The organism is Colwellia sp., from assembly GCF_013215345.1.
Taxonomy (GTDB): Bacteria; Pseudomonadota; Gammaproteobacteria; order Enterobacterales; family Alteromonadaceae; genus Colwellia.
The window spans coordinates 1-22,786 of the sequence record NZ_JABSOV010000023.1; the positions used below are offsets into that span (position 1 = coordinate 1).

Annotated in this window: 20 protein-coding genes; 17 read left to right on the forward strand and 3 right to left on the reverse strand. The window is 39.6% G+C overall.

Annotated elements, in window-relative coordinates:
* Positions 1-223 precede the first annotated feature (223 nt).
* The 10 genes from HRT50_RS04985 (at position 224) to prpF (ending at position 10,653) form a co-directional block, all read left to right on the forward strand.
* Positions 224-1,144, forward strand: a complete 921-nt coding sequence (locus HRT50_RS04985; RefSeq protein ID WP_291611964.1) for a patatin-like phospholipase family protein — start codon at positions 224-226, stop codon at positions 1,142-1,144.
* Between the two features lie 2 nt (positions 1,145-1,146).
* The gene (locus HRT50_RS04990) at positions 1,147-1,542 is read left to right on the forward strand and encodes a VOC family protein (protein WP_291611966.1); all 396 of its coding nucleotides are present in this window, start codon (positions 1,147-1,149) and stop codon (positions 1,540-1,542) included.
* A 97-nt stretch (positions 1,543-1,639) separates the two neighbouring features.
* Positions 1,640-1,933: a hypothetical protein gene (locus tag HRT50_RS04995; RefSeq protein ID WP_291611968.1), complete on the forward strand. Its 294-nt coding sequence runs from the start codon at positions 1,640-1,642 to the stop codon at positions 1,931-1,933.
* Between the two features lie 24 nt (positions 1,934-1,957).
* A complete protein-coding gene (locus tag HRT50_RS05000) occupies positions 1,958-2,497 on the forward strand; it encodes a DUF924 family protein (RefSeq protein ID WP_291611969.1) in 540 nt (179 codons plus the stop codon).
* Positions 2,498-2,527: 30 nt separating this feature from the next.
* A complete protein-coding gene (locus tag HRT50_RS05005) occupies positions 2,528-3,181 on the forward strand; it encodes a glutathione S-transferase family protein (protein ID WP_291611971.1) in 654 nt (217 codons plus the stop codon).
* 396 nt (positions 3,182-3,577) lie between these two features.
* Positions 3,578-4,267 carry a GntR family transcriptional regulator gene (locus tag HRT50_RS05010; protein WP_291611973.1) on the forward strand — a complete coding sequence of 230 codons (690 nt, stop codon included), beginning with the start codon at positions 3,578-3,580 and terminating at the stop codon, positions 4,265-4,267.
* A 16-nt stretch (positions 4,268-4,283) separates the two neighbouring features.
* Positions 4,284-5,192 (forward strand): methylisocitrate lyase, encoded by a 909-nt coding sequence (gene prpB, locus HRT50_RS05015; protein WP_291611974.1) that lies wholly within the window; start codon positions 4,284-4,286, stop codon positions 5,190-5,192.
* 124 nt (positions 5,193-5,316) lie between these two features.
* A complete protein-coding gene (gene prpC, locus HRT50_RS05020; RefSeq protein WP_291611976.1) occupies positions 5,317-6,468 on the forward strand; it encodes a 2-methylcitrate synthase in 1,152 nt (383 codons plus the stop codon).
* A 176-nt stretch (positions 6,469-6,644) separates the two neighbouring features.
* Complete coding sequence (gene acnD, locus HRT50_RS05025) at positions 6,645-9,263, forward strand: Fe/S-dependent 2-methylisocitrate dehydratase AcnD (RefSeq protein WP_291611979.1); 2,619 nt, start codon at positions 6,645-6,647, stop codon at positions 9,261-9,263.
* A gap of 184 nt (positions 9,264-9,447) precedes the next feature.
* Positions 9,448-10,653 carry a 2-methylaconitate cis-trans isomerase PrpF gene (gene prpF, locus HRT50_RS05030; protein ID WP_291611981.1) on the forward strand — a complete coding sequence of 402 codons (1,206 nt, stop codon included), beginning with the start codon at positions 9,448-9,450 and terminating at the stop codon, positions 10,651-10,653.
* A 153-nt stretch (positions 10,654-10,806) separates the two neighbouring features.
* Here the strand turns inward: prpF and HRT50_RS05035 are convergent, their stop codons facing one another.
* The 3 genes from HRT50_RS05035 to HRT50_RS05045 form a co-directional block, all read right to left on the reverse strand.
* Positions 10,807-13,653: a TonB-dependent receptor gene (locus tag HRT50_RS05035; protein WP_291612036.1), complete on the reverse strand. Its 2,847-nt coding sequence runs from the start codon at positions 13,651-13,653 to the stop codon at positions 10,807-10,809.
* A gap of 255 nt (positions 13,654-13,908) precedes the next feature.
* Entirely contained in the window at positions 13,909-15,018 is a 1,110-nt protein-coding gene (locus HRT50_RS05040) for a FecR family protein (protein ID WP_291611982.1), read from the reverse strand.
* Between the two features lie 10 nt (positions 15,019-15,028).
* Positions 15,029-15,613 (reverse strand): RNA polymerase sigma factor, encoded by a 585-nt coding sequence (locus HRT50_RS05045; protein ID WP_291611985.1) that lies wholly within the window; start codon positions 15,611-15,613, stop codon positions 15,029-15,031.
* 149 nt (positions 15,614-15,762) lie between these two features.
* On the opposite strand from HRT50_RS05045, the gene HRT50_RS05050 reads away from it, so the two are divergent.
* From HRT50_RS05050 to nhaC, 7 genes are all read left to right on the forward strand, one after another.
* Entirely contained in the window at positions 15,763-16,449 is a 687-nt protein-coding gene (locus tag HRT50_RS05050) for a DUF2057 family protein (RefSeq protein ID WP_291611987.1), read from the forward strand.
* A 53-nt stretch (positions 16,450-16,502) separates the two neighbouring features.
* Positions 16,503-17,339: an SIMPL domain-containing protein gene (locus tag HRT50_RS05055; RefSeq protein ID WP_291611989.1), complete on the forward strand. Its 837-nt coding sequence runs from the start codon at positions 16,503-16,505 to the stop codon at positions 17,337-17,339.
* Between the two features lie 109 nt (positions 17,340-17,448).
* A complete protein-coding gene (locus tag HRT50_RS05060) occupies positions 17,449-17,931 on the forward strand; it encodes a GAF domain-containing protein (RefSeq protein WP_291611991.1) in 483 nt (160 codons plus the stop codon).
* A gap of 38 nt (positions 17,932-17,969) precedes the next feature.
* Positions 17,970-18,257, forward strand: coding sequence for a hypothetical protein (locus HRT50_RS05065; protein ID WP_291611993.1), 288 nt, complete (start codon positions 17,970-17,972; stop codon positions 18,255-18,257).
* Positions 18,258-18,370: 113 nt separating this feature from the next.
* On the forward strand, positions 18,371-19,030 hold the full coding sequence (gene proQ, locus HRT50_RS05070) for an RNA chaperone ProQ (RefSeq protein WP_291611995.1): 660 nt from the start codon (positions 18,371-18,373) through the stop codon (positions 19,028-19,030).
* Between the two features lie 85 nt (positions 19,031-19,115).
* Entirely contained in the window at positions 19,116-21,161 is a 2,046-nt protein-coding gene (gene prc / locus HRT50_RS05075; protein ID WP_291611997.1) for a carboxy terminal-processing peptidase, read from the forward strand.
* Positions 21,162-21,273: 112 nt separating this feature from the next.
* Positions 21,274-22,755, forward strand: a complete 1,482-nt coding sequence (nhaC, locus tag HRT50_RS05080) for a Na+/H+ antiporter NhaC (protein WP_291611999.1) — start codon at positions 21,274-21,276, stop codon at positions 22,753-22,755.
* Positions 22,756-22,786 lie beyond the last annotated feature (31 nt).

Genomic DNA, 22,786 nt, shown 5'->3' on the forward strand with positions numbered 1-22,786 from the left:
TCCAGATGATCCGAGTAAAATAAAATTAAAGCCCAGTACTTTAGAAGATACCCAGGTAATTAAGCCAAATATGCATATTTGGCCCAGTGAAAAACAAGCATGGTTTACCTTACCAACAGATTTACCTTGTCATGAAAAGCAGCCTTTTTGATTATTTAGCCGTTTAATGGTTAACTGTAATTTTGTGTTTGTGGTGTAAAGTTAAAAATCGAAGGGGTTAGTTATGACTGAGCATAAAAAGATATCTATTTCACTGGTGTTAGGCAGTGGTGGTGCTAGAGGTTTAGCCCATATTGGTGTTATTCACTGGTTAGAAGAGCATGGCTTTGACATAGTCTCTATTTCTGGCTGCTCCATGGGAGCTTTGATTGGCGGTATATATGCTGCGGGTAAACTTGATGTTTTTGAACAATGGGTTAGGGACATCAATAAAGTCGATATTTTAACTTTACTTGATTTATCTTGGCAAAAAAATGGTCTCGTTAAAGGTGATAAAATAATTGCTACGCTCACCGAGTTAGTGGGTGATATCGCTATTGAAGATCTGCCGATAAAATATACCGCCGTAGCTGCTGATATAGCTAATGAAAAAGAAGTGTGGCTAAGCTCTGGTCGTTTATTCGATGCTATTAGGGCCTCTATTTCTTTACCGCTATTTTTTACTCCTTTTCATTACAATGGTGTAGATCTTATTGATGGTGGTGTGCTTAATCCAGTACCTATTGCACCGATCTTTAGTGATCATACTGATTACTCTATCGCGGTAAATTTAGGTGGTAGCGTCAAAATCGTAAATACTGCTGATAAAGATACCGCTGTTATGGCTAATCAGCCAACAAGTAAAGTAAGTAACTTCTTAGCGCGCTTTAAAAATAAGATTGTGAAACATAATGCCAACGAGTGGGGCGCATACGATATTGCTAACCAAGCATTTGATGCCATGCAAAGTACCATTGCTCGGCAAAAGTTGGCGGCATACCCGGCCGATCATTTTGTCGAAATAGCGCGTAATGCCTGCGGTACCTTAGAGTTTCATCGAGCAGATGAAATGATCAAACTTGGTTACGATACTGCAAAGGAAAGTTTGTCAGCTTTAGTTGCTAATGATATTGCGATATCAAACTCGAGTGTTAAGGAAAAGTAATTATGTTAAATGGCATGCATCATGTAGCAATTATTTGCTCCGATTATCAAAAATCGAAAGACTTTTATACCCGTATCTTAGGCTTAAAAGTGCTAGCTGAAAATTATCGAGCAGCGCGTGATTCTTATAAACTTGATTTAGCCTTGCCTGATGGCACACAAATAGAGCTTTTTTCTTTTCCTAATTCTCCTAACCGGCCAAGCTTTCCTGAAGCTCAAGGACTTAGGCATTTAGCCTTTAATGTTGAGAGTGTCGAACAGGTTTGTCAGTATTTAACAGGTTTAGGTATTGACGTTGAGCCGATAAGAGTGGATGAATATACTAATAGAAAGTTTACTTTCTTTAGTGATCCCGATGGTTTACCGTTAGAGCTATATCAGCAAAGCTATTTCAAATAAATTAAGTCAATTAACTTAATTTAAATATGTAAAGTATGCATGATCAGCATGCATACTTCGCAGTGTAAAACGTTACTACAAAACAACAAGGATGGTTATGATTAAGAATTTAGTGACGCTAATGATTGTCGTTATATTGATAACATCAGGCTGTGTGGTCATTCCAGAAAAAGATTTTACCGCAAAATACAAGTGTGGCTTATCAACGGATAAAAAAGTTTTGAAGTTTGTTAACTTACTTGAAAATGATAATAGTTTTTATGCTTGGAATGATGAGATATTAGCAGTAATAACAGTCCCTACCTCGGCTATCGTTTCCGGAGTTTATGTGGCAGTACATAATACTTACCACTTTGCAGAAGAAACAATTAAGTGTTCATACCCCCTCTAATAGTAAAATAAAAAGGATATTTAGATGAGCTATCAAGAAGTGCTAAATTTTTGGTTTAAAGAAATAGAACCTGCTAATTGGTGGGTTAAAGATAGTGCTTTTGACAATACCATAACGGAAAAATTTCTTAGTATTCATAATGCTGCAAAACACTGTGAATTAGCATCTTGGCGAGAAACAGCACATGGACGATTGGCTGAAATTATTGTTTTAGACCAATTTTCCCGAAATATGTATCGAGATACGCCCCAAGCCTTTGCCTGTGATGGTATTGCCTTAGTACTAGCGCAAGAAGCGATTGCGGTCGGTGCCGATAAAGCCCTCAACCCAGTAGAGAAGAGTTTTTTGTATATGCCTTTTATGCATAGCGAGTCATTAGTCATCCACGAAAAAGCACTAGCGCTTTATCAGGCTAATGGCATCGATAGCAATGTTGACTTTGAAATAAAACATAAAGAAATTATTGAGCGCTTTGGTCGTTATCCGCACCGAAATAGTATTTTAAACCGACAGTCGACGGCTGAAGAAATTGAATTTTTAAGCCAACCTAATTCCTCATTCTAACTATATTAATGTCAATAATAAGCAGGATTTATGTACCAATTATATTATTATCCGTTGAATGCCAGTATGGCACCTCATATGATACTTGAAGCGCTACAAGTTGATTATCGTTTAATTAAAGTCGATAGAAAAAACCAAGAACAAAAGTCGAAAGAGTATTTAGCCCTTAATCCAGCAGGTAGAATACCGACGTTAGTTAAGGGAGACTTTGTTCTGTTTGAAAGTGCAGCAATTTGCCTTCATCTTGCTGAAATGCATTCAAAGACGCAATTAATCCCCCCAATAGGTGATGACAGTAGGGCATTACATCATCAATGGATGATGTATCTTACTAATACCCTGCAAGCTGAGTTGATGGTCTATTTTTATCCTGAAAAACATTGTCAAAGTGATAATGCTACAGCAGAAATTATTAAAGCCCAGCAAAAGCTTATTCACCAATCACTGTCATTGTTAAATGATCAATTAGCAAAAAATGAACTAGCCGATATAGACTATTTAGTTGGTAATAAAATAAACGTATGTGATTACTTTTTATTTATGTTACTCATTTGGGCTGATGAACTAGAGGAACCACCATTAAGGTATGTGCACCTTAGACGATATTTAAAGCACTTAGCAAAACAGCAGGCTATTATCACAGTATGTCGGAAAGAAAAATTAAGTCTTGCTGACTATCAATAATTTCATATCAATAATTTCATATCAATAACCAATAACCAATAACCAGAAGCAAGGTCCTACCGCTATTAGTAGGGTCTTGTTTGCACAAATGTTACACAATGCAATCACTTATCAAAATATAAATAAAGCCCAATTGAGCCAAGGGGTTTACTCAACAGCCATTTATTAATTCCTACATTCTTTCCTTAGCGATAATCCGCACCTGTAGATAGTCCTGATCAGAAAAGTTTACAGTTAATCCTAGTTAGTGCTTTTTATTGTCGACAATTAAACTTGATTCCACTTGAATATTCTCAATATTAGGATATTATTGATTTATGTTGTTTAATTTGTCGACAATATTGCTTGATTCGACAAACGCCCTTAAAGTTCATATTTAGGTTTATACGAGACACTATGCTTTTACAAAACCCAACAAAACAAGCCGCAGTAACCACGGCCGATAAGGTCTTTGAACAGTTGCAACACGCTATTGTTGAAGGGGATATGGCCGCAGGTAGCAAAATAAGTGAGCCAGAGCTTGCTAAGCGTTATGAAGTTAGTCGTTCTACTTTAAGAGAAGCTTTAAATCGCCTGGAGAAATGTCACCTTATTGAACGTAAAGCCAATGTTGGCTCACGCGTCGTTGATTGTACTATCGAAGGATTACTTGAACTCTATATCACTCGAGAAGCACTTGAAGGTATGGCGTGTAGGCAAGCGGCCCTAAATATGACCGATGAAGAGATAGCGCATATGCAAGATATGCTTGCTCAACACGCCGGTGATAAAGCACTGCAAGATGGTGTGGCTTACTACCAAGAAGAAGGCGATGTTGATTTTCACTATAAAGTTATTTTGGGTAGTCATAATCAGCAGCTAATCAACCTTATATGTGGTCAGTTGTATCACTTAGTGCGTATGTACCGTTGTCAATTTGGTATGCATAGCCCAAGAGCTACTCGTGCTTTTACTGAACACTCAAACATTATTCAAGCAATCAGTGATCGAGATGGGGAACTTGCGGAGCTATTAATGCGTCGCCATATTGCTGCTTCGAGAAAAAACATTGAAAACAAAATTGCTCTGCAACAAGCAGAGCAATAATCACAGGAGACCTAAGATGTCAGAAAGTTTATCAACAAAAACAGTTTCACCGGGTAAAAAATTTCGTCTGGCCCTAGAAAATAATAAACCTTTACAAGTGGTCGGTACGATTAATGCGTATTGCGCCATGATGGCAGAGCAACTTGGCCACCAAGCTATATATTTATCAGGTGGTGGCGTGGCAAATGCGTCTTACGGTTTACCAGATCTAGGTATGACATCGCTTAATGATGTTATTGCTGATGTACAAAGAATTACTAGCGCTTCTAGCTTACCTTTATTAGTCGATATTGATACCGGCTGGGGCGGGGCATTTAATATTGCTAAAACCATTCGTGATATGGAAAAATCTGGCGCTGCTGCTGTGCACCTTGAAGATCAAGTTGCACAAAAACGCTGTGGTCACCGACCAAATAAAGAAATCGTTTCTACTCAAGAAATGGTCGACCGTATCACAGCTGCTGTTGATGCTAGAATTGACAGTGACTTTTTTATTATGGCTCGCACTGACTCTTTTGCTCAAGAAGGTTTAGAAGCTGCTATTGAACGTGCTAAAGCCTATGTTGCCGCAGGAGCCGATGGAATTTTTGCTGAAGCGGTTAAAACAGAGGAGCATTACCGTGCTTTCTCAGCAGCACTTGATGTACCGATTCTTGCCAATATTACCGAGTTTGGTCAAACAGAGCTTTGGAATAAAGAGCAATTAGGTGAGTGGGGCTGTGCGATGGTGCTTTACCCATTATCAGCTTTTCGTGCCATGAATAAAGCGGCTGAATCGGTTTATAAAACCTTGCTAGCAGATGGCGATCAAAAGGCAGAAATAGACAACATGCAAACACGCATGGATTTATACGACTATCTTGGCTATCACGATTATGAGCAAAAGCTTGATTCGCTCTTTGCTCAAGAAAAAGCTAAGAAATAACTAAGAATTAATTACCCACACTTTTACTAAGTAAAGGTCTGACTAAAGAGTGTTTATAAACACCAATAATGTCAGCAGTGTGTACATAAAAATTGCTAATATATTATTAAATGAGGAAAGTATCATGTCAGATACATCAGCAGAAAAAAGTGTTGCGAAAAAAACTATCAGTGGCGCAGGATTACGAGGTCAAAGTGCCGGAGAAACTGCCCTTTGTACCGTAGGTCAATCAGGCTCAGGCTTAACCTATTGTGGTTATGATATTGCTGATTTAGCCGAAAACTCTACCTTTGAAGAAGTTGCTTATTTATTATTTAACGGTGAGTTACCCACTCAAGCGCAATTAACTGCATATCAAGATGAGCTTAAGTCGTTACGTGATTTACCCGAGGCTTTAAAAGCGGTATTAAAGCTTATTCCTAAAGATGTCCATCCAATGGATGTTATGCGCACTGGTTGTTCATTTTTAGGTAACTTAGAGCCTGAAGTAGATTTTTCCACACAAAACAATGCGGCAAATCGTTTATTAGCAGCTTTCCCAGCAATCATGTGTTATTGGTACAAATACAGCCATGATGGCGTAGAAATTGATTGTCAGTCTTCCGAGACTTCTATTGCCGGGCATTTTTTACGTTTATTAAACGGTGAAAGTCCTTCAGAGCAACATCAGCGCGTTATGGATGTATCTCTCATTCTTTATGCTGAGCATGAATTTAATGCCTCAACATTCACTGCCCGTGTTTGTGCTTCAACCTTATCTGATATGTTCTCTTGTATTACTGCTGCTATTGGCACTTTACGTGGACCACTTCATGGCGGTGCTAATGAAGCAGCGATGGATATGATTCAAAGCTTCAGTTCTCCTAGTGATGCGAAAGAGCAAATGGCGGGCATGTTAGTACGCAAAGAAAAGATTATGGGTTTTGGTCATGCAATTTACCGCACCAGCGACCCACGAAATGTCATCATCAAAGCCTGGTCTGAAAAGCTTGCTAAACAGAATGGTGATACATCACTTTATGATATTTCTGTCGCGTGTGAAGAATATATGTGGGATAGCAAGAAACTCTTCTGTAATGCTGATTTCTTCCATGCCTCAACCTATAATTACATGGGCATTCCGACAAAATTATTTACCCCTATTTTTGTCTGTTCACGTTTAACGGGTTGGGCAGCGCATGTAATGGAGCAGCGCTCAAATAACCGTATAATCCGACCAAGTGCGGATTATACGGGCTCTGAACCACGTACTGTTTGTCCTATTTCTGAGCGATAGGAGAGACTTGTTATTTGCCACAACTTCATCGTCAGAAAGTAATCACACATACTTATGTGCTCATATTTTCTTCCTTGAATTAGTGGCAAATTACGTCGTCTGATTATGCATTTTAAATATTTAATAAACTCAAGATATTAAACCATTATTTGTTAAAGAGTTTCCTGGATTAACTTATGAATTACCAATACCGCAAACCGTTGCCTGGCTATAAAAATAAGGGCGCGACTATAGATTTTTTTGATACGCGAGAAGCTATCGAAGCCATTAAACCAGGCTCATATGCTAAATTACCTTACACCTCTCGCGTACTGGCAGAGCAATTAGTACGTAGATGTGATCCTGCGACACTGACCGATTCGTTAAAACAAATTATTGAGGTTAAGCAAGAGCTTGATTTTCCTTGGTATCCCGCTCGTGTTGTTTGTCATGATATTTTAGGACAAACCGCTTTAGTTGATTTGGCTGGTCTGCGTGACGCTATTGCAGAGCAAGGTGGCGATCCATCAAAAGTAAACCCAGTGGTACCGACACAATTAATTGTCGATCATTCTTTGGCAGTAGAGGCTCCGGGCTCAGATCCTAAAGCCTTTGATAAAAACCGGGCAATTGAAGACCGTCGTAATGAACAGCGTTTCCATTTCATTGAATGGACTAAAACAGCGTTTAAAAATGTTGATGTCATCCCTGCTGGTAACGGTATCATGCATCAAATCAACTTAGAGAAAATGTCGCCGGTTATCCAAGCGCGTGACGGTGTTGCTTTCCCTGATACTTGTGTTGGTACCGACTCTCATACACCGCATATAGATTGCCTAGGGGTTATTGCTATTGGTGTTGGTGGCCTAGAAGCGGAAACGGTTATGCTTGGTCGACCTTCTATGATGCGTTTACCTGATATTATTGGTGTTAAGTTAACTGGCAAACGTCAACCCGGTATTACGGCTACAGATATGGTCTTAGCAATCACCGAGTTTTTACGAAGCCAGAAAGTGGTATCTGCTTATTTAGAATTTTTCGGTGAAGGCACTAAAAACTTAACTATTGGTGATCGCGCAACTATCTCAAACATGACACCGGAATACGGTGCATCAGCAGGTATGTTCTACATCGATGAACAAACCATTGATTACTTGAAAATCACTGGCCGTGAACCAGAGCAAGTAAAGCTTGTGGAAACTTACGCTAAACACACAGGTCTTTGGGCTGATGATTTAGTTGAAGCACAATACCCTCGTGTTATCGAATTTGATTTATCAACAGTCTGTCGTAACTTAGCAGGACCTTCTAATCCACATCGTCGTTTAGCAACAGCTGATTTGGTTTCAAAAGATATAGCTAAAAATTTGGATGCTTGTAAAGCACAAGAAGCAAAGGGTCAAATGCCTGATGGCGCGGTAATTATTGCTGCGATCACTTCATGTACTAATACCTCAAATCCACGTAACGTTGTTGCGGCGGGTCTTGTTGCTAAACGCGCTAATGAATTAGGTTTAGTACGTAAACCTTGGGTTAAATCGTCATTTGCACCGGGTTCTAAAGTAGCGAAACTGTATTTAGAAGAAGCAGGCCTGCTCGCTGAAATGGAAAAATTAGGTTTTGGTATCGTCGGGTACGCATGTACTACTTGTAACGGCATGAGCGGCGCGTTAGATCCAAAAATACAGCAAGAAATTATTGACCGCGATTTATACTCTACCGCCGTATTATCGGGTAACCGTAACTTTGATGGTCGTATTCATCCGCATGCAAAACAAGCATTCTTAGCATCGCCACCATTAGTGGTTGCTTATGCCATTGCTGGTACCATGCGTTTTGATATTGAAAGAGACATCTTAGGTCAAGATCAAAAAGGCAACGACATTACCTTGAAAGACATTTGGCCATCGGATGAAGAAATCGATGCAATCGTCGCTTCATGTGTCAAGCCTGAGCAATTCAAGAAAGTTTATGCACCCATGTTTGATTTAGGAGCGTTTGAACCGGCAGAAAGCCCATTATACGATTGGGATGAAACCAGTACTTATATTCGTCGTCCGCCATATTGGGAAGGTGCTTTAGCGGCTGAACGTACCATGAAAGGCATGCGTCCGTTAGCCGTGCTTGGCGATAACATTACCACAGATCATTTATCACCATCCAATGCTATTCAATTAGACAGTGCCGCCGGTGCTTACTTAGCTAAAATGGGTTTGCCTGAGGCTGACTTCAATTCATACGCAACTCATAGGGGCGATCATGAGACAACCCAGCGAGCAACGTTTGCTAACCCGAAATTGTTCAATGAGATGTGTCGTGATGAAAACGGCGATGTGAAGCAAGGCTCTCTCACTCGTATAGAGCCTGAAGGCACTGAATCACGCATGTGGGAAGCCATTGAAACTTACATGGAGCGCAAGCAACCATTAATTATTATTGCCGGTGCTGACTACGGTCAAGGCTCTTCACGTGACTGGGCGGCAAAAGGTGTTCGTTTAGCTGGTGTGGAAGTCATCGTTTCTGAAGGTTTCGAACGTATTCACCGCACAAACTTAGTCGGAATGGGCGTCTTACCACTCGAGTTTGTTAACGGTGAAACACGTCATACTTATCATATTGACGGCAGTGAGACCTATGATGTTGTTGGTAAGACATCTCCAGGTGCAGAGATGACTGTTATAATGACACGAAAAAATGGTGAAATTGTTGAAATTCCGGTGAAGTGTCGTTTAGATACTGAGGAAGAAGTTACTGTTTACGATGGCGGCGGGGTGTTACAAAAGTTTGCCAATGATTTCTTAGAGTCGAATTCATAATTGATTTTTAGCGTTTTAGCTGCGTTAGAAGTGCTCATTGACGTTCGTCAACTCCGCGCTTCCGCCTTGTTAAAACACTAAAGTTTTTCATATGAAAATCAACTCAGTATAATTATATAATTGAAAGCAGCAATTTAGAGAGCTAGTTTGCTGCTTTTTTATAGAAAAATAAAAGGATAATGCGATGTCTCATGTTCCTCAAGTACATAAACCTCAAATAAAAGTAGCAGCTACCTATATGCGCGGTGGTACATCAAAAGGTGTATTTTTTAATTTAACGGATTTACCAAAAGATTGTCAGGTTGCGGGTAGTGCTCGTGATGTCTTATTATTACGTGTCATTGGTAGTCCAGATCCTTACGGTAAACAAACCGATGGTATGGGGGGGGCAACTTCAAGTACCAGTAAAACAGCCATTATATCAACCAGTGAACAAGCAGATCACGACGTTGATTATTTATTTGGCCAAGTGGCTATAGATAAACCCTTTGTCGATTGGTCGGGTAATTGCGGTAACTTAACGGCAGCTGTGGGCTCTTTTGCCATCAGTTCAGGATTGGTGGCAGCAAGCCGTATTCCGGAAAATGGTGTCTGTACTGTGCGTATTTGGCAGAAGAACATTGGAAAAACCATTATTGCCCATGTACCTATCACTAATGGACAAGTTCAAGAAACCGGTGATTTTGAGCTCGATGGCGTGACTTTCCCTGCCGCTGAGGTGCCGGTAGAGTTTATTTCTCCTGTGGATCCTTCGGAGGCAATGTTCCCAACAGGAAATGTTGTCGATGAGCTCGAGGTGCCAGGAGTTGGCACCTTTAAAGTGACCATGATCACTGCTGGCATTCCAACCATTTTCTTAAATGCGGATGACATTGGTTATACCGGTACAGAGCTGCAAGATGCTATTAATAATGATGAAGAAGCGCTAGCGCGATTTGAAACTATTCGTGCCTATGGTGCGGTTCAAATGGGCTTGATTAGTGATATATCAGAAGCGGAATCTCGTCAGCACACACCAAAAATTGCTTTTGTTGCACCGGCGCAAGACTATGTTACCTCAAGCGGTAAAAATGTTGCTGCGGGAGACATAGATTTACAGGTGCGTGCTTTATCTATGGGTAAATTACATCATGCGATGATGGGCACCGCTGCTGTCGCCATTGCCTCTGCTGCAGCAATTCCAGGAACTTTAGTCGCTCTTGCTACAGGTCATCCCACAGATCAGGCTGATATTAGCTCGGTAACTTTTGGTCATCCATCGGGTACCTTGAAAGTGGGGGCAGAAGCATTATTAGATAATGATAAATGGACAGTGAAAAAAGTCATTATGAGCCGAAGTGCTCGCGTATTGATGGAAGGTTGGGTGAGGGTGCCGACAATAGCTGAATAGGCTCAAGCCTGCTTAGGCTAACCATTAGTGATTAATGGTGTGAACCTTCACTGTTGATAGAGTTAGTTAAAGATAAAATAACGAGTACAAAAATGAAAAAGCGCAGCTTTCGCTGCGCTTTTTTGTGTTTTCATTTTACATTAGCGGTTAGATCTAGAACTTAAATTCAGCGCCAGCATAGTAAAAGGCACCATTAAAACCAAAAGGTGCTGAGCGACGTGAATAAGTAAATACTCCCGGGCTGCTAACAATTATATTGCCATCGGCATCTTCTATGGTTCCTGAACGTGAGTTACCTATGGTATTTTCATCAGGGTAAACATCAAAGATATTATTACCACCAATATTGAACGATAAGCTCTCAGTGACTTGATAGTTGATACGCAAATCCGTTAATACTTCAGCGCCGTAGGTTTGTTTGCCACCATCAGTCACGGTATATTCACCATAACGGTTAAAGGCTAAGTTAATACTCAGGTCACCGATAGTATATAAGCCGCTTAAGCTGATTCTGTCTTGTGGCTGCCATTCTTCAATAATTGAAATAGCTTGCTCTGAAAAAACGTCGCTTGGGTCAATGCTACCAAGAGCACTATCACCTGGGGTATAAATATTGACCACGTCAGTCTCGGTAAAGTTGGCTGCAGCGGTTAAGTTAAAATCACCGCCCATTAACTCAGTATTCCAGGTAGCAATGATATCTATACCTCTGGTTTCAGTGTCAGCACCGTTAAGAAAAAACTGGCCAGCACCAGCACCCGAGGCAATTAGCGCTGCATCTAATGCAGGTGATAAGCCTTGTCCTAAAGAGTTACTCAAGACGATACGGTCTTCGATATCGATTGAATACCAATCCACGGTTAGGTTTATCTCGTCAGTAATGTGAATAACGGTACCTAAACTAAAGTTGGTCGCTTCTTCCTCTTTCAATTCAGGAATACCGATGGCTTTCGCTAGGTTTGAGTCATTGCGAAAAGTACCTACTTGTACAGCAATTTGATCGCCGCCTGGGTTATTGGGATCGTTTTGGAACTGAGTACTAATGTTATCGGTATACAATTGTTGCATTGATGGAGCACGGAAACCGGTACTCATAGCACCACGAATGGCGATACTGTCAGTAATTGACCAGTTAGCTGCTAGTTTGAAGTTAGTACTATCGCCAAAACCTTGGTAATCATCATAACGGACCGCGCCGCTAACAATTAAATCATCAACTATTTCAGTTTCAGCATCCATATAAAATGAGATAACATCACGAGATTCATCAACTTCTTGCATGGGGGCAGTACCACCAAACCCTTGTGTACCGGCAGAGCGATCATCAGCGTATTTGCTGGTGCCGTCTGCATTGGTATCATAGTCACGATAGGAATATTCGTCACCCGCGGTTACTTTAAACTCATCGGTTCTAATTTCTGCGCCCATAGCTAATGAAAATAAATCAAAGTCTTGGGTGTAATCAAGGTTTAACGTTTGCAGTGATAACTCTAAGCCGTAAGCAGACGCTTGACGTGGAATAGAGGCACGAATTTCATCTGCAGATAAACTTGATTCATAGCGTAGTGAATTAGCATAAGACGAGTTAATGGTATTGCTGGTCACATAATCAATATTGTTTTTACCGTAGGTATAAGAAAAATCTAAGCTTGAGCCATCAGAGAATTCTGTTTGGTAACCAAAGTTATAAGACATATCTTTGATATCGGTATTAATTTTCGGTAAAAATCCTGCCGGAATAGTCGCATCACCATCTTGCAGTGGCGCATTACCACCATTGTTATTGTTATGGCGGAAAAATGCGGCAGATTCATTATCGCGTTTTGAGTAGGTCAGGAAACCGTATAATTCACCATCAGCTAATTCATAACCGGTATTAATGACAACACCGAACTGGCTTGAATCGGCATCGCCAATTCTGAAGGTTGAGCGGGTCGCTGTTGCTTCTCTAGGGTCGCCTAATAATGAATTTCCGTTCGCTAAGTCAGTACAGTCTGAAAATTGACATGAACCATGTAAGCCGGCGCGATTAGTAAAACCACGGTCTCTAAAGTTTAGCGTGGTATTTAAGTAACCATTGTCTCCTAAGGCAAAGCCCTTTGAAATATCGACGTTGGTTGTTTCACCATCACCTTCTGAATATTCACCATATGAAACGGCTACTTTACCGCCTTCACTGGCATCGTTAAGTACGATGTTGATAACACCAGCAATGGCATCAGAGCCATATTGTGCGGCGGCGCCATCACGTAATACCTCAATTCGTTTAATTGATGCGGCAGGGATAGCATTCATATCCGTACCCGCCGTGCCACGGCCAACAGAGGTGTTAATATGAATTAAGCTGGCTTGATGACGGCGACGACCATTAATGAGTACTAAAGTTTGATCTGGTCCTAGACCCCTTAATGTTGCGGGACGTAAGGCATCGGTACCATCACTAATTGATGAGCTAGAGAAGTTAAATGATGGCGCAATAGCTTGTAGCATACGGCCAACTTCTGTTTGACCGGTATTCGCTAGTGCTTCTGCAGTAAGAATATCAACGGGCACTGGTAAGTCATCGGCAGAGCGACCTGCTACTCGGCTACCAATAATAGCTATTTTCTCTACTTCTTCCTCTTGTACTTTTTCTGCTCCTTGAGCTAACGCGGCTTGACTGGCTGCACCAAATAAAATAGGTACTAGCGCGGCATGGATGCTTTTATGTTTCATTGTTGTATCTCTCTTATTATGTGAATCAACTTGAATGCTCAGTTGACCAGAGTTATTAACAACAGCGACTAGACCAGAGCCATATAATAATTTTTTTAGGCCCGAGTTAACAGGGTAATAACCTTTTAAAGCATTTGCTTGGTGTTGCTTAACCAAATCAAAAGAAAATATAATCGTTTGGTTGGCCTTTTGGGCAAATGCAATTAAGGCTTTATCAGCTCGTTGTTTATTAATATCAAAGCGAAAAAAATCTTCAGCATTAACATGGCTTGTTGAGAATAGCATCACCACTAGGGTGTACTTCACCATCAATACATATCTAACTGGGACTTGATTCTGACGAAATTTATTTCGCCAACTGCGCAATAGTAATAAACAGCTAAGCAGGGGGAATCCTCTATTTTATTTTATTATTTTTAATATGAGTTTTATATTGTTCTATGTATGGCGAAATAGCCAGCGATATATAGTGGCTATTTGTTGGATAAATAAAGAGAAATAAAGGGAGAGAAAATTAGACTAATAATTTACTTCGAAGGGCTAGTGGGCAGCAGTAAGTAGAATTGTGCCATCAGCTGTTTTACTGAAATTAATACCAAAATTACTCTGTAATGACATCAGTAAACCGTCAATATCACCGGCTTTAAAATAACCCGCGACATTTATATCAGCTAGCTCGCTATCAATAATCTCAAAATCACTGGTGGTATAGCGACTAATTTCTGCTAAGGCAATGGATAAAGGCTCACCTTCAAAAATCAACATGCCTTGTTGCCACGCCAGATCACGGTGAATTTGATCTAGAGATACTTTCTCTACCGGGGTAGTGCTCGTTGGCTGGGAGTTATCAGCTATAACCGCTTTTTCACCGGACACAACTAATGTTGCGGCTAAAATGTCAGGTATATCGTTAATGCTAGCTTGTATTAAGGTTTCTTTAATATCGTTAATTGAAGCGCTTGCTTTGCTGATCAGTACTTTTCCTTCGGTAACCACCAACTCCATCGCTTGGTTTTCTTTCTTTTGTACATTAAAAATAGTGCCAAGTGCGGTAAATGATTTTTTCCCTGCGATTACGGTGAAAGGGCGATTGCTATCTTTAGCAACATCAAAACGGGCTTCACCTTGTACTAAAGTGAGTAGACGTTGTTTGGCGCTATATTTTACTTCGATATGGCTATTGGTATTTAATTGAATTTGTGAGCCATCTTTTAAAGTAAAACTTGTTTGTTGGCCTATTTGGGTTTTTAAGGTCTGAGTTTGGCTGAGTTGTTGTTCGTGCAATGACGGCAAGTAGGGTAAGAAAGATTCATTAACAAGTGTATTGATACTGATAACAGAGACAACAGCAATACTGGCTGCTAGGGCAACCGTCATAAATTTATTGCGTTTACTTTGTTGTTTGGCCTGGGCTAACGGAAATAAAGCGCTTAATTCATTTAAGACACTTAAATCATCCCAATACGAAGCCATTTCAAGCAGAGACCTATGGTGCTGAGAATTTTGATTGCACCAAGTAACCAGTTGTTTTTTTTCTAAACCAGTTAAACCACGATCCATACGACTTATCCAAAGACAAGCGAGTTCTTGGATATTATTATCTTCTTGGTGTTTACTTTCTTTGCTAAATAGTTGGCTAACATTACCCATTCATTTATCTCTATTTACTGACCGAGGTTTTTACTTGCCAGCTTTGTGCTTGATGCTCTGCTTTTGTATATTTAGCACTTTGACCATGAGTTTGGTTCATTCGTTTAATATACTGTACACTTTTTAGCAGACCTTGCGCTACATGCTTTTCTACGGTGCTTTCACTTAAATTTAAGTAGCTAGCAATTTCTTTTTGGCTTAAACCATAGACTTTTTTCAGTATAAAACATTTTCGTACTGAAGCCGATAATTGATCGGTTGCTCGACAAAAAAACAAAAATTGCTCTTTGCTTTCATAATCGTCCTCAACTTTAGTGCTAGTTAATTGAACAGGTGGCTCAGAAAAATCCTCTAGAGAGTCTTTATATTTATTATCCCATTTAGTGACATGATTTAAGGCAAGATTTTTTGCGGTTTTCAGCATATAGCTGCGCACATATTTAATTTCTTGTTTTAAATCAGCTTCATAAGTTTTAACAAAAGTTTCTTGCACGATATCATCAATATCGTCTGGCTTAACGATATGACTAATTAAGTAACTGATATTTCTTTTGGTGCTAATAAATAGCTTTGCTAATTTCGAGTTTCTTGCCATCCATGTTTGCTCGTTACTTTTTAACTTAACTCGATAATAACCATGGCACTGAGTAAATGTCTAACTTAATCACATCTTTTTACTTTTAATTATTCGCTAGGCAGTTTATAAAGAGTCATTACTTATTATCGTCATTAAGAGAGCCAAGCTTGTCAGACATTACCACTCGTACGCCTTCATTGAACGCAAAACTTGTGACTTACCTGATTTTCAGCGTATTGTTATGCAGTTTTTTTACCTTTAAAGTGAATGCTACAAAGCTAACCCTTGCTGATAATCTGATATTACACGATGTTGATGATAAAGCCGTTGAGCACGGTTTCTTGTCAAAAAAGCAAAGCATTAACTTAACGCAAGGCGAGCATACTTTAGTTATTAAATACAAAGATGTTTTTGAAGACTTAGATTTTGCCGAAGAAAGGTTAGTAACATCCGATTATTTTGTTGTTAAATTTACCCTTGATAAGCAGCAAGCACTATTTTTATCGACCAGTAACATTCGTGGCTTAGCCGCAGCCGAGCGCTTTGCTAATGCACCGGAAGTGATATTGCTTGATGAAAAAAAACAAGAAGTCGTTTTGGCGTTAGAAACGTTAAGTGACTATAAGTTAGCTAAACAGGTAACCAAGGTGATTACTACGTTGTCAGAGCCAGTTGTTACCACGCAGAGTAATAACACAGCAATCAATGTCACTACAAACGAGCAAGTTTTCAATAATAAAGTTATCGAAAACCTTAATGCTGTGCCCATGCTTAAATACTGGTGGCAAAAGGCCAGCCATGCTGAAAAAGCCAGTTTTATTGAGTTTATCAAACAAACTAAGTCATTAGAATAGGGCTACCCCCTGTTCAATAATCTCTTTCTTACCGCTTAATTTAAGGAGCCAAGATGAATTTATTATCTTTTATCTGTTTACCAAAAAGTCATTTACTAACACGAACAGGGATACCGTCTTATTTTACTTTGTTCATGTGTTTGTTGTTGCCAAGCCAGGTTTTTGCTGTTGAAGACGTTGGCATTGAGGTGACGGGCCAAGGCAGTGTCGTGGTTATCCCTGATCAATTTTCACTAACCTTAACTATTACTGAACGTGGTCGAGTGCCAAGTAAATTAAAAACGTTAGTGGATAAAAAAAGTAACTCAGTAGTCAATGCCGCTAAAAGCTTAGCGATAAAAGAGAGTAATATTTCTTCTGCACGGGTTAATTTACGTATTGTCACTGAAAGGCCTTCAATTCAAATGCAAGGCGTCGAATTACACAAAGCGAGGCAAGGCAGTGTTTATATCGATGGTCAAAGTATTAATCAACAAGCCAATAGTGTTAATACTCATAAACAGCCATTATTTGAATTAAGTCGTCAAATTACGGTGGAATTCGACAAATTAGCCGATTACGATAGCTTTTTAGCGCAAATTATTAAAATAAATGTCAGCCGTATCTCATCGCTATCTATGAACGTAACAGCAAGAGACGAGTCTTATCAGCAAGCGTTATTAGACGCTATTAGTCACGCACAGCAAAAAGCACAGCGAATGGCCAAACAAGCAGGGCGTGGTTTAGGTAAATTGCTCTTAGTGAAAGAAGTATCAAGTAATCATTATCAACCTATGTATGCTGAAGCAATGATGAGTGATGCAAGCCCTCGAGGTCATACTTCATTAATCGGTAGCCAAACCATTACGGCCCGTGTTTTGGTGAAATTTGCCTTAAAGATTGATAAATGAACGATTAACTGGCAATAGTTGGCTAATTGTTCGATAAAAGCTTTAATTACCGCGTGTTTTTAGGTATGTTAGCGCTTTTTAATATAGCTTTCTTCAACGGTACCTTTTAATGAGTAACCAAGCTGAACTTTATCATGAGCTATTAGGGCAAACTAAAGCGCTAATAACCAATGAATCTGATATTATTGCTAATATGGCAAATATTAGCGCCTTACTCTTTGAGCGTTTAGCAGAAGTCAATTGGGTAGGTTTTTATCGTCTTATCGATGATGAGTTAGTCCTTGGTCCTTTTCAAGGTAAGGTCGCTTGCATTCGCATTCCAGTAGGGAAAGGCGTTTGTGGCACATGTGTTTCAACAGGAGACGTACAGCGTATTGCTGATGTTCATCAATTTGATGGCCATATTGCCTGTGATGCCAGTAGTAATGCCGAACTGGTTGTTCCTGTAAAAGTTGCCGGTAAAGTGGTTGCTATTTTAGACATTGATAGCACTGCGTTTGGCCGTTTTGATGAGCAAGATGAACAAGGCATTCGCTCGATTGTTAAAGTATTTGAGCAAAACATAGCGGCTCAGAATGATATTAAAGCATAAGTCATACCGAAAATTAAAAACAGAAAAGTGAAGTTTGAATGAAAGAATTTGTGGTCATTCATGATTATCTAGTTAGCCAAGAAGTTGTTGGCGACTGGGATGGTCAAGAAGAAGAAGTTGCTGAGCGTATGAATGAGTTTTATCATACAATGTACGACTTAGCGGATGAAGATATAGATACGGAAGTTTTAGAGCAGTTATTGGACCTTATTTGGGATACCTGGATAGGCCAAGAAGTGATAGCTGATATAGAAACAGACGATATATATGATTGGTGTAAAAATGTGCTTGAGAATCCTGAGCAACATCTCCAATCTGAAGAATAAAGAAAGATAACCCTTGGCGCTATATTCTTGCTAGAGTGCTCTTACATAGAGTGACTCTTGTTTAAAAGTAAAGTCAGCTTAAATCAATTAAATTGTAAAAAAAAAGTGTAGTTATGGAAACTGAAATTAAACGTACAAGTACAAAAGATATTATTGCTTATTTAACTGAAAAATTCCCAGGGTGTTTTTCAATTAAAGGTCCGGTTAAACCGCTAAAAATTGGTATATTCCAAGACCTAGCAGAAAAGCTTAGTGAAGATGAAACGGTTAGTAAAACACGTTTACGTCAAGCACTTAGGCATTACACCAGCAGTTGGCGTTACCTGAAAACCATCAAGGTTGGCACTTCTCGTGTTGATATTGATGGTAATGAAGTTGCTGCAATTGATGAAGAGCAAGCAACTTACGCCAGCAAAACGCTTAAAGAAAGCCAAGAAAAGTTTGGTAACAAAAAAGCGGCAGACAGCGATGGCAAAAAACCTTATAAAGGTAAGCAAAGCTCATCAGCAGGTAGTAATAAACCCGCTGATAAAAAGCGTGATTCAGCTAAATTTAAATCGGTTAAGTCTTCAAGCAAACCTGTTGCTAAAAAAGAAGCTGCACCACTTAAACCTGTTGAGTCAGCTACAATCAAAGTAGGTGGTAACGTTAGAGTGCAACTAGGTAATACACCAATGAAAGCTACTATCACTGAAATATCTGGTAAAGATATCAGTGTGCAACTTGACTCTGGTATGGTTATTAAGACGCAACTAAAAAATATCTACTTATAAAAAGTATAAAAGTCGTCACTGTTAACGTGGCGGCAGGCTTAGTAAAATTGCCAAGTCATATAGAATTTGAATAGGAAGTTAATGCATGCAAAAATTTTGTCGTATCGCACTCGCCGTATCTTTATCGTTAGGTTTGTCAGTTAGCGCAATCGCTTTTGAGAAGCCGCATACACCGGAAGAACTCCCTGTACTCATGCCTGAATCTCAGCATGCTACAGCAAGCAAGCGCATTACGGCACGATTTACCCGTGCACACTATAAGAAAGTTACCATTGACGATGCCTTGTCAGGTGAAGTATTCGACCGCTATATTAAACAACTCGATTATGCTCGTAATGTTTTCTTAGCAACCGATATTGATGGCTTTCAAAAACACCGTTCAGAGTTCGACTTAGTACTGACCCGTGGAAAACTAGACCAAGCTTATGATATTTATAATTTAAATATGCAAAGACGTTTAGAACGTTACGAATATGCGCTTAGCTTATTGGCCGTTAAAGGTGATAAAAATCCTTTCGATTTCACCAAAGAGGAAGTTTATTCTTTTGACCGTGAAAAGGCGCCATGGCCAGCAAGTGAAGCTGACTTGGATGAGTTGTGGCGTTTAAAGGTGAAGTCAGATGTGTTAAATCTGACATTAACCAAGAAAAAATGGCCAAAAATCAAGGAAGTGTTAATTAAACGCTATAACTACGCGATAAAACGTTTAAAGCAGAGTGAAAGTGAAGATGCTTTTCAGCTATTGATGAATAGCTTTGCTCGTGTCGTTGAACCTCATACGTCTTATTTATCACCTCGCAATGCCGAACGTTTTCAAGTTGATATGAATTTATCGCTTGAGGGCATAGGTGCCGAGCTGCGTTCAATTGAAGATTATACTGTTATCCACCGTATTGTTACCGGCGGCCCAGCAGATAAATCCAAGCAGTTAAAAGCAAAAGATAAAATTGTTGGTGTTGCTCAAGGTGAAAAAGACTTTGAAGATGTCATTGGCTGGCGTTTGGATGATGTGGTCGAGTTAATCAAAGGCTCAAAGGGTACCACGGTACGCTTACAAATATTATCAGGGGATGACGAAGCGAATATTAAAGTTGTTTCTATTGTTCGCGATATCATTAAGCTAGAAGACAGAGCGGCAAAGTCGGAAGTTTATTTAGAAAATCCAAAAGATGCTGACAGCAAAAAATTGGGCGTTATCACTATTCCAAGTTTTTATAACAACTTGTCTAAAGATGTTAAAAAAGAAATTGCCACTCTTAAAGAGCAAGGCGTTGAGGGAATAATCGTTGACTTGCGTGGCAATGGCGGCGGCTCATTACCCGAAGCGACTTTGTTAACGGGTTTGTTTATTGATAAAGGTCCCGTTGTTCAAATTAGAGATGGTGCCAACCGTATTCAAGTACAAAGTGATAGAGATGGCGTGAGTTATTTTGACGGGCCATTAACTGTTATGGTTGACCGCTACAGTGCATCTGCTTCTGAAATATTCTCTGCTGCCATTCAAGATTACGGTCGTGGTGTTATTATTGGTGAGCATACTTTTGGTAAGGGTACCGTTCAGCAACACCGTGGTTTAGGTCGAGTTTATGACTTATACGAAAAACCATTAGGCAGCATTCAATATACCATCGCAAAATTCTATCGTATCAATGGCGGTAGTACACAGCATCGTGGTGTTTTACCTGATATAGCATTTCCTACTGCCATAGACCCAGAAGACTGGGGTGAGAGTAAAGAAGAAAATGCTTTGCCTTGGGATCAAATTCAAAAAGCAAAATATACACCGTTGAATGAATTAAATACCGATATCGACTATTTAACTTCGTTGTATCAGCAGCGTATTAAAGATAACCCTGAGTTTAATTATCTCCTTGAAGATATTAGTATCTACCAAGCAGAAAAAGATGATAAAACCATTTCATTAAATCTTGCTACCCGCAAAGCTGAACGTGAAACACGTAAAAGTAAACGTCTTGTCCGTGTTAACGAACAACTAGCCTTATTAGGTAAAGATAAAATCACCGACTTAGATGATTTATCTGATGAACTAGATGATCTTGACCCGTTTTTAGATGAGGCGGCACGTATCACCTTCGACTTTATCTCCTTAGGTAAAATAGCTAAAAAATAATCTACAAAATTAAAGCAAAGCCGCCCATAGAGGCGGCTTTGTTATTCATTACGACTAAGCCAATTTATTCAATTGCCTACATATAACTATAATAAGAGAAGGTTTATATTTAATGTCAGAGTTAAAGCCAATTAAACAAGCGAGCATGTTAGATGCTTTTATTCCCGTTATTACCTTGGTTACCTTACTTACCCTAGCGGTAAGTTACTTTGGTGATAATTCATCGTATGGTCCAAATCAAATTGCCTTGCTTATTGCTATGGGTGTTGCCGTTGTTATTGGCATAAAAAATGGTCATGGTTGGCATGATCTTGAACAAGCTATCGTTAAGGGTATCTCCTTATCATTAGGTGCAGTGTTAATTTTATTCGCCGTTGGTTCTCTTATTGGTACTTGGTTATTATCAGGCACAGTACCTACCATGATTTATTATGGTTTGATGATTCTTGATCCCGCTTGGTTTTATGCGGCGGCGTGTGTAATGTGTGCTGTTGTTGCCATGAGCATAGGTAGTTCATGGACAACAGCGGCAACAATCGGTGTAGCATTAATTGGTATAGCGCAAGGTTTAGGCTTATCTCCTGCTATCACGGCGGGTGCTGTCATTTCAGGTGCCTACTTTGGCGACAAAGTATCGCCTTTATCAGAGACCACCAACTTAGCGCCTGCAATTGCTGGTAGTGAGTTATTTGCTCATATTCGATATATGTTTTGGACTACTATGCCGTCTATCGCTACAGCATTAATATTGTTTCTCTTTTTAGGTTTTACCGAGACAACGAGTACTAACAACGAATCAATTGATTTATTAAGTACCCAACTTGCCGAGCAGTTCAACTTATCTTTATTTAACTTAGTGCCGTTATTGGTGTTACTTGTTTTAGCTATTAAAAAAGTACCGGCATTCCCAGCTGTCGCTATTGGTGCTTTGGTTGGTGGTTTATGGGCGGTACTCTTTCAACAAGATCTCATTTTACGCTTGGCCAATGGTGAAACTAATGTCATAACTGCCAATATAATGGTGGTTTGGACGGCATTTTTTGATGGCGTTAGTATTGAAACAGGAAACAGCGAATTGAATGATTTACTTAGCGGTGGTGGCATGTCGAGCATGTTAAATACTGTTTGGTTAATTATGTGTGCGCTTAGTTTTGGTGCCGTTTTAGAGCACTTAGGTATGTTGAAAAAGTTTGTTGACGTAATTTTAGCGTCAGCTAAAACAACGGGTAGCCTGATAGCGAGTACAGTAGCAACTTGTATCGGTACTAACTTATTAACCGCTGATCAATACATGGCTATAGTAATGCCAGGTCGTATGTATAAAGAAGAATACAAGCGCAGAGGATTAGATCCACTTGTATTGAGTCGTACCCTAGAAGATTCAGGTACCATTACTTCACCGCTTATTCCATGGAATACCTGTGCAGTGTACATGTCAGGTGTGCTTTTAGTGAATCCATTAGACTATATTTATTACTGTTTCTTTAACTGGATTAACCCTATTTTGGCGGTTATCTATGGTTTTATTGGTTTTAATATTAAAACGCTATCGACAAAAGTAAGCGAAACCGTTAGTAAAAAAGAGACGGCTTAATTGCCATTTTCATTCCCAAAGTAAGGCTCTA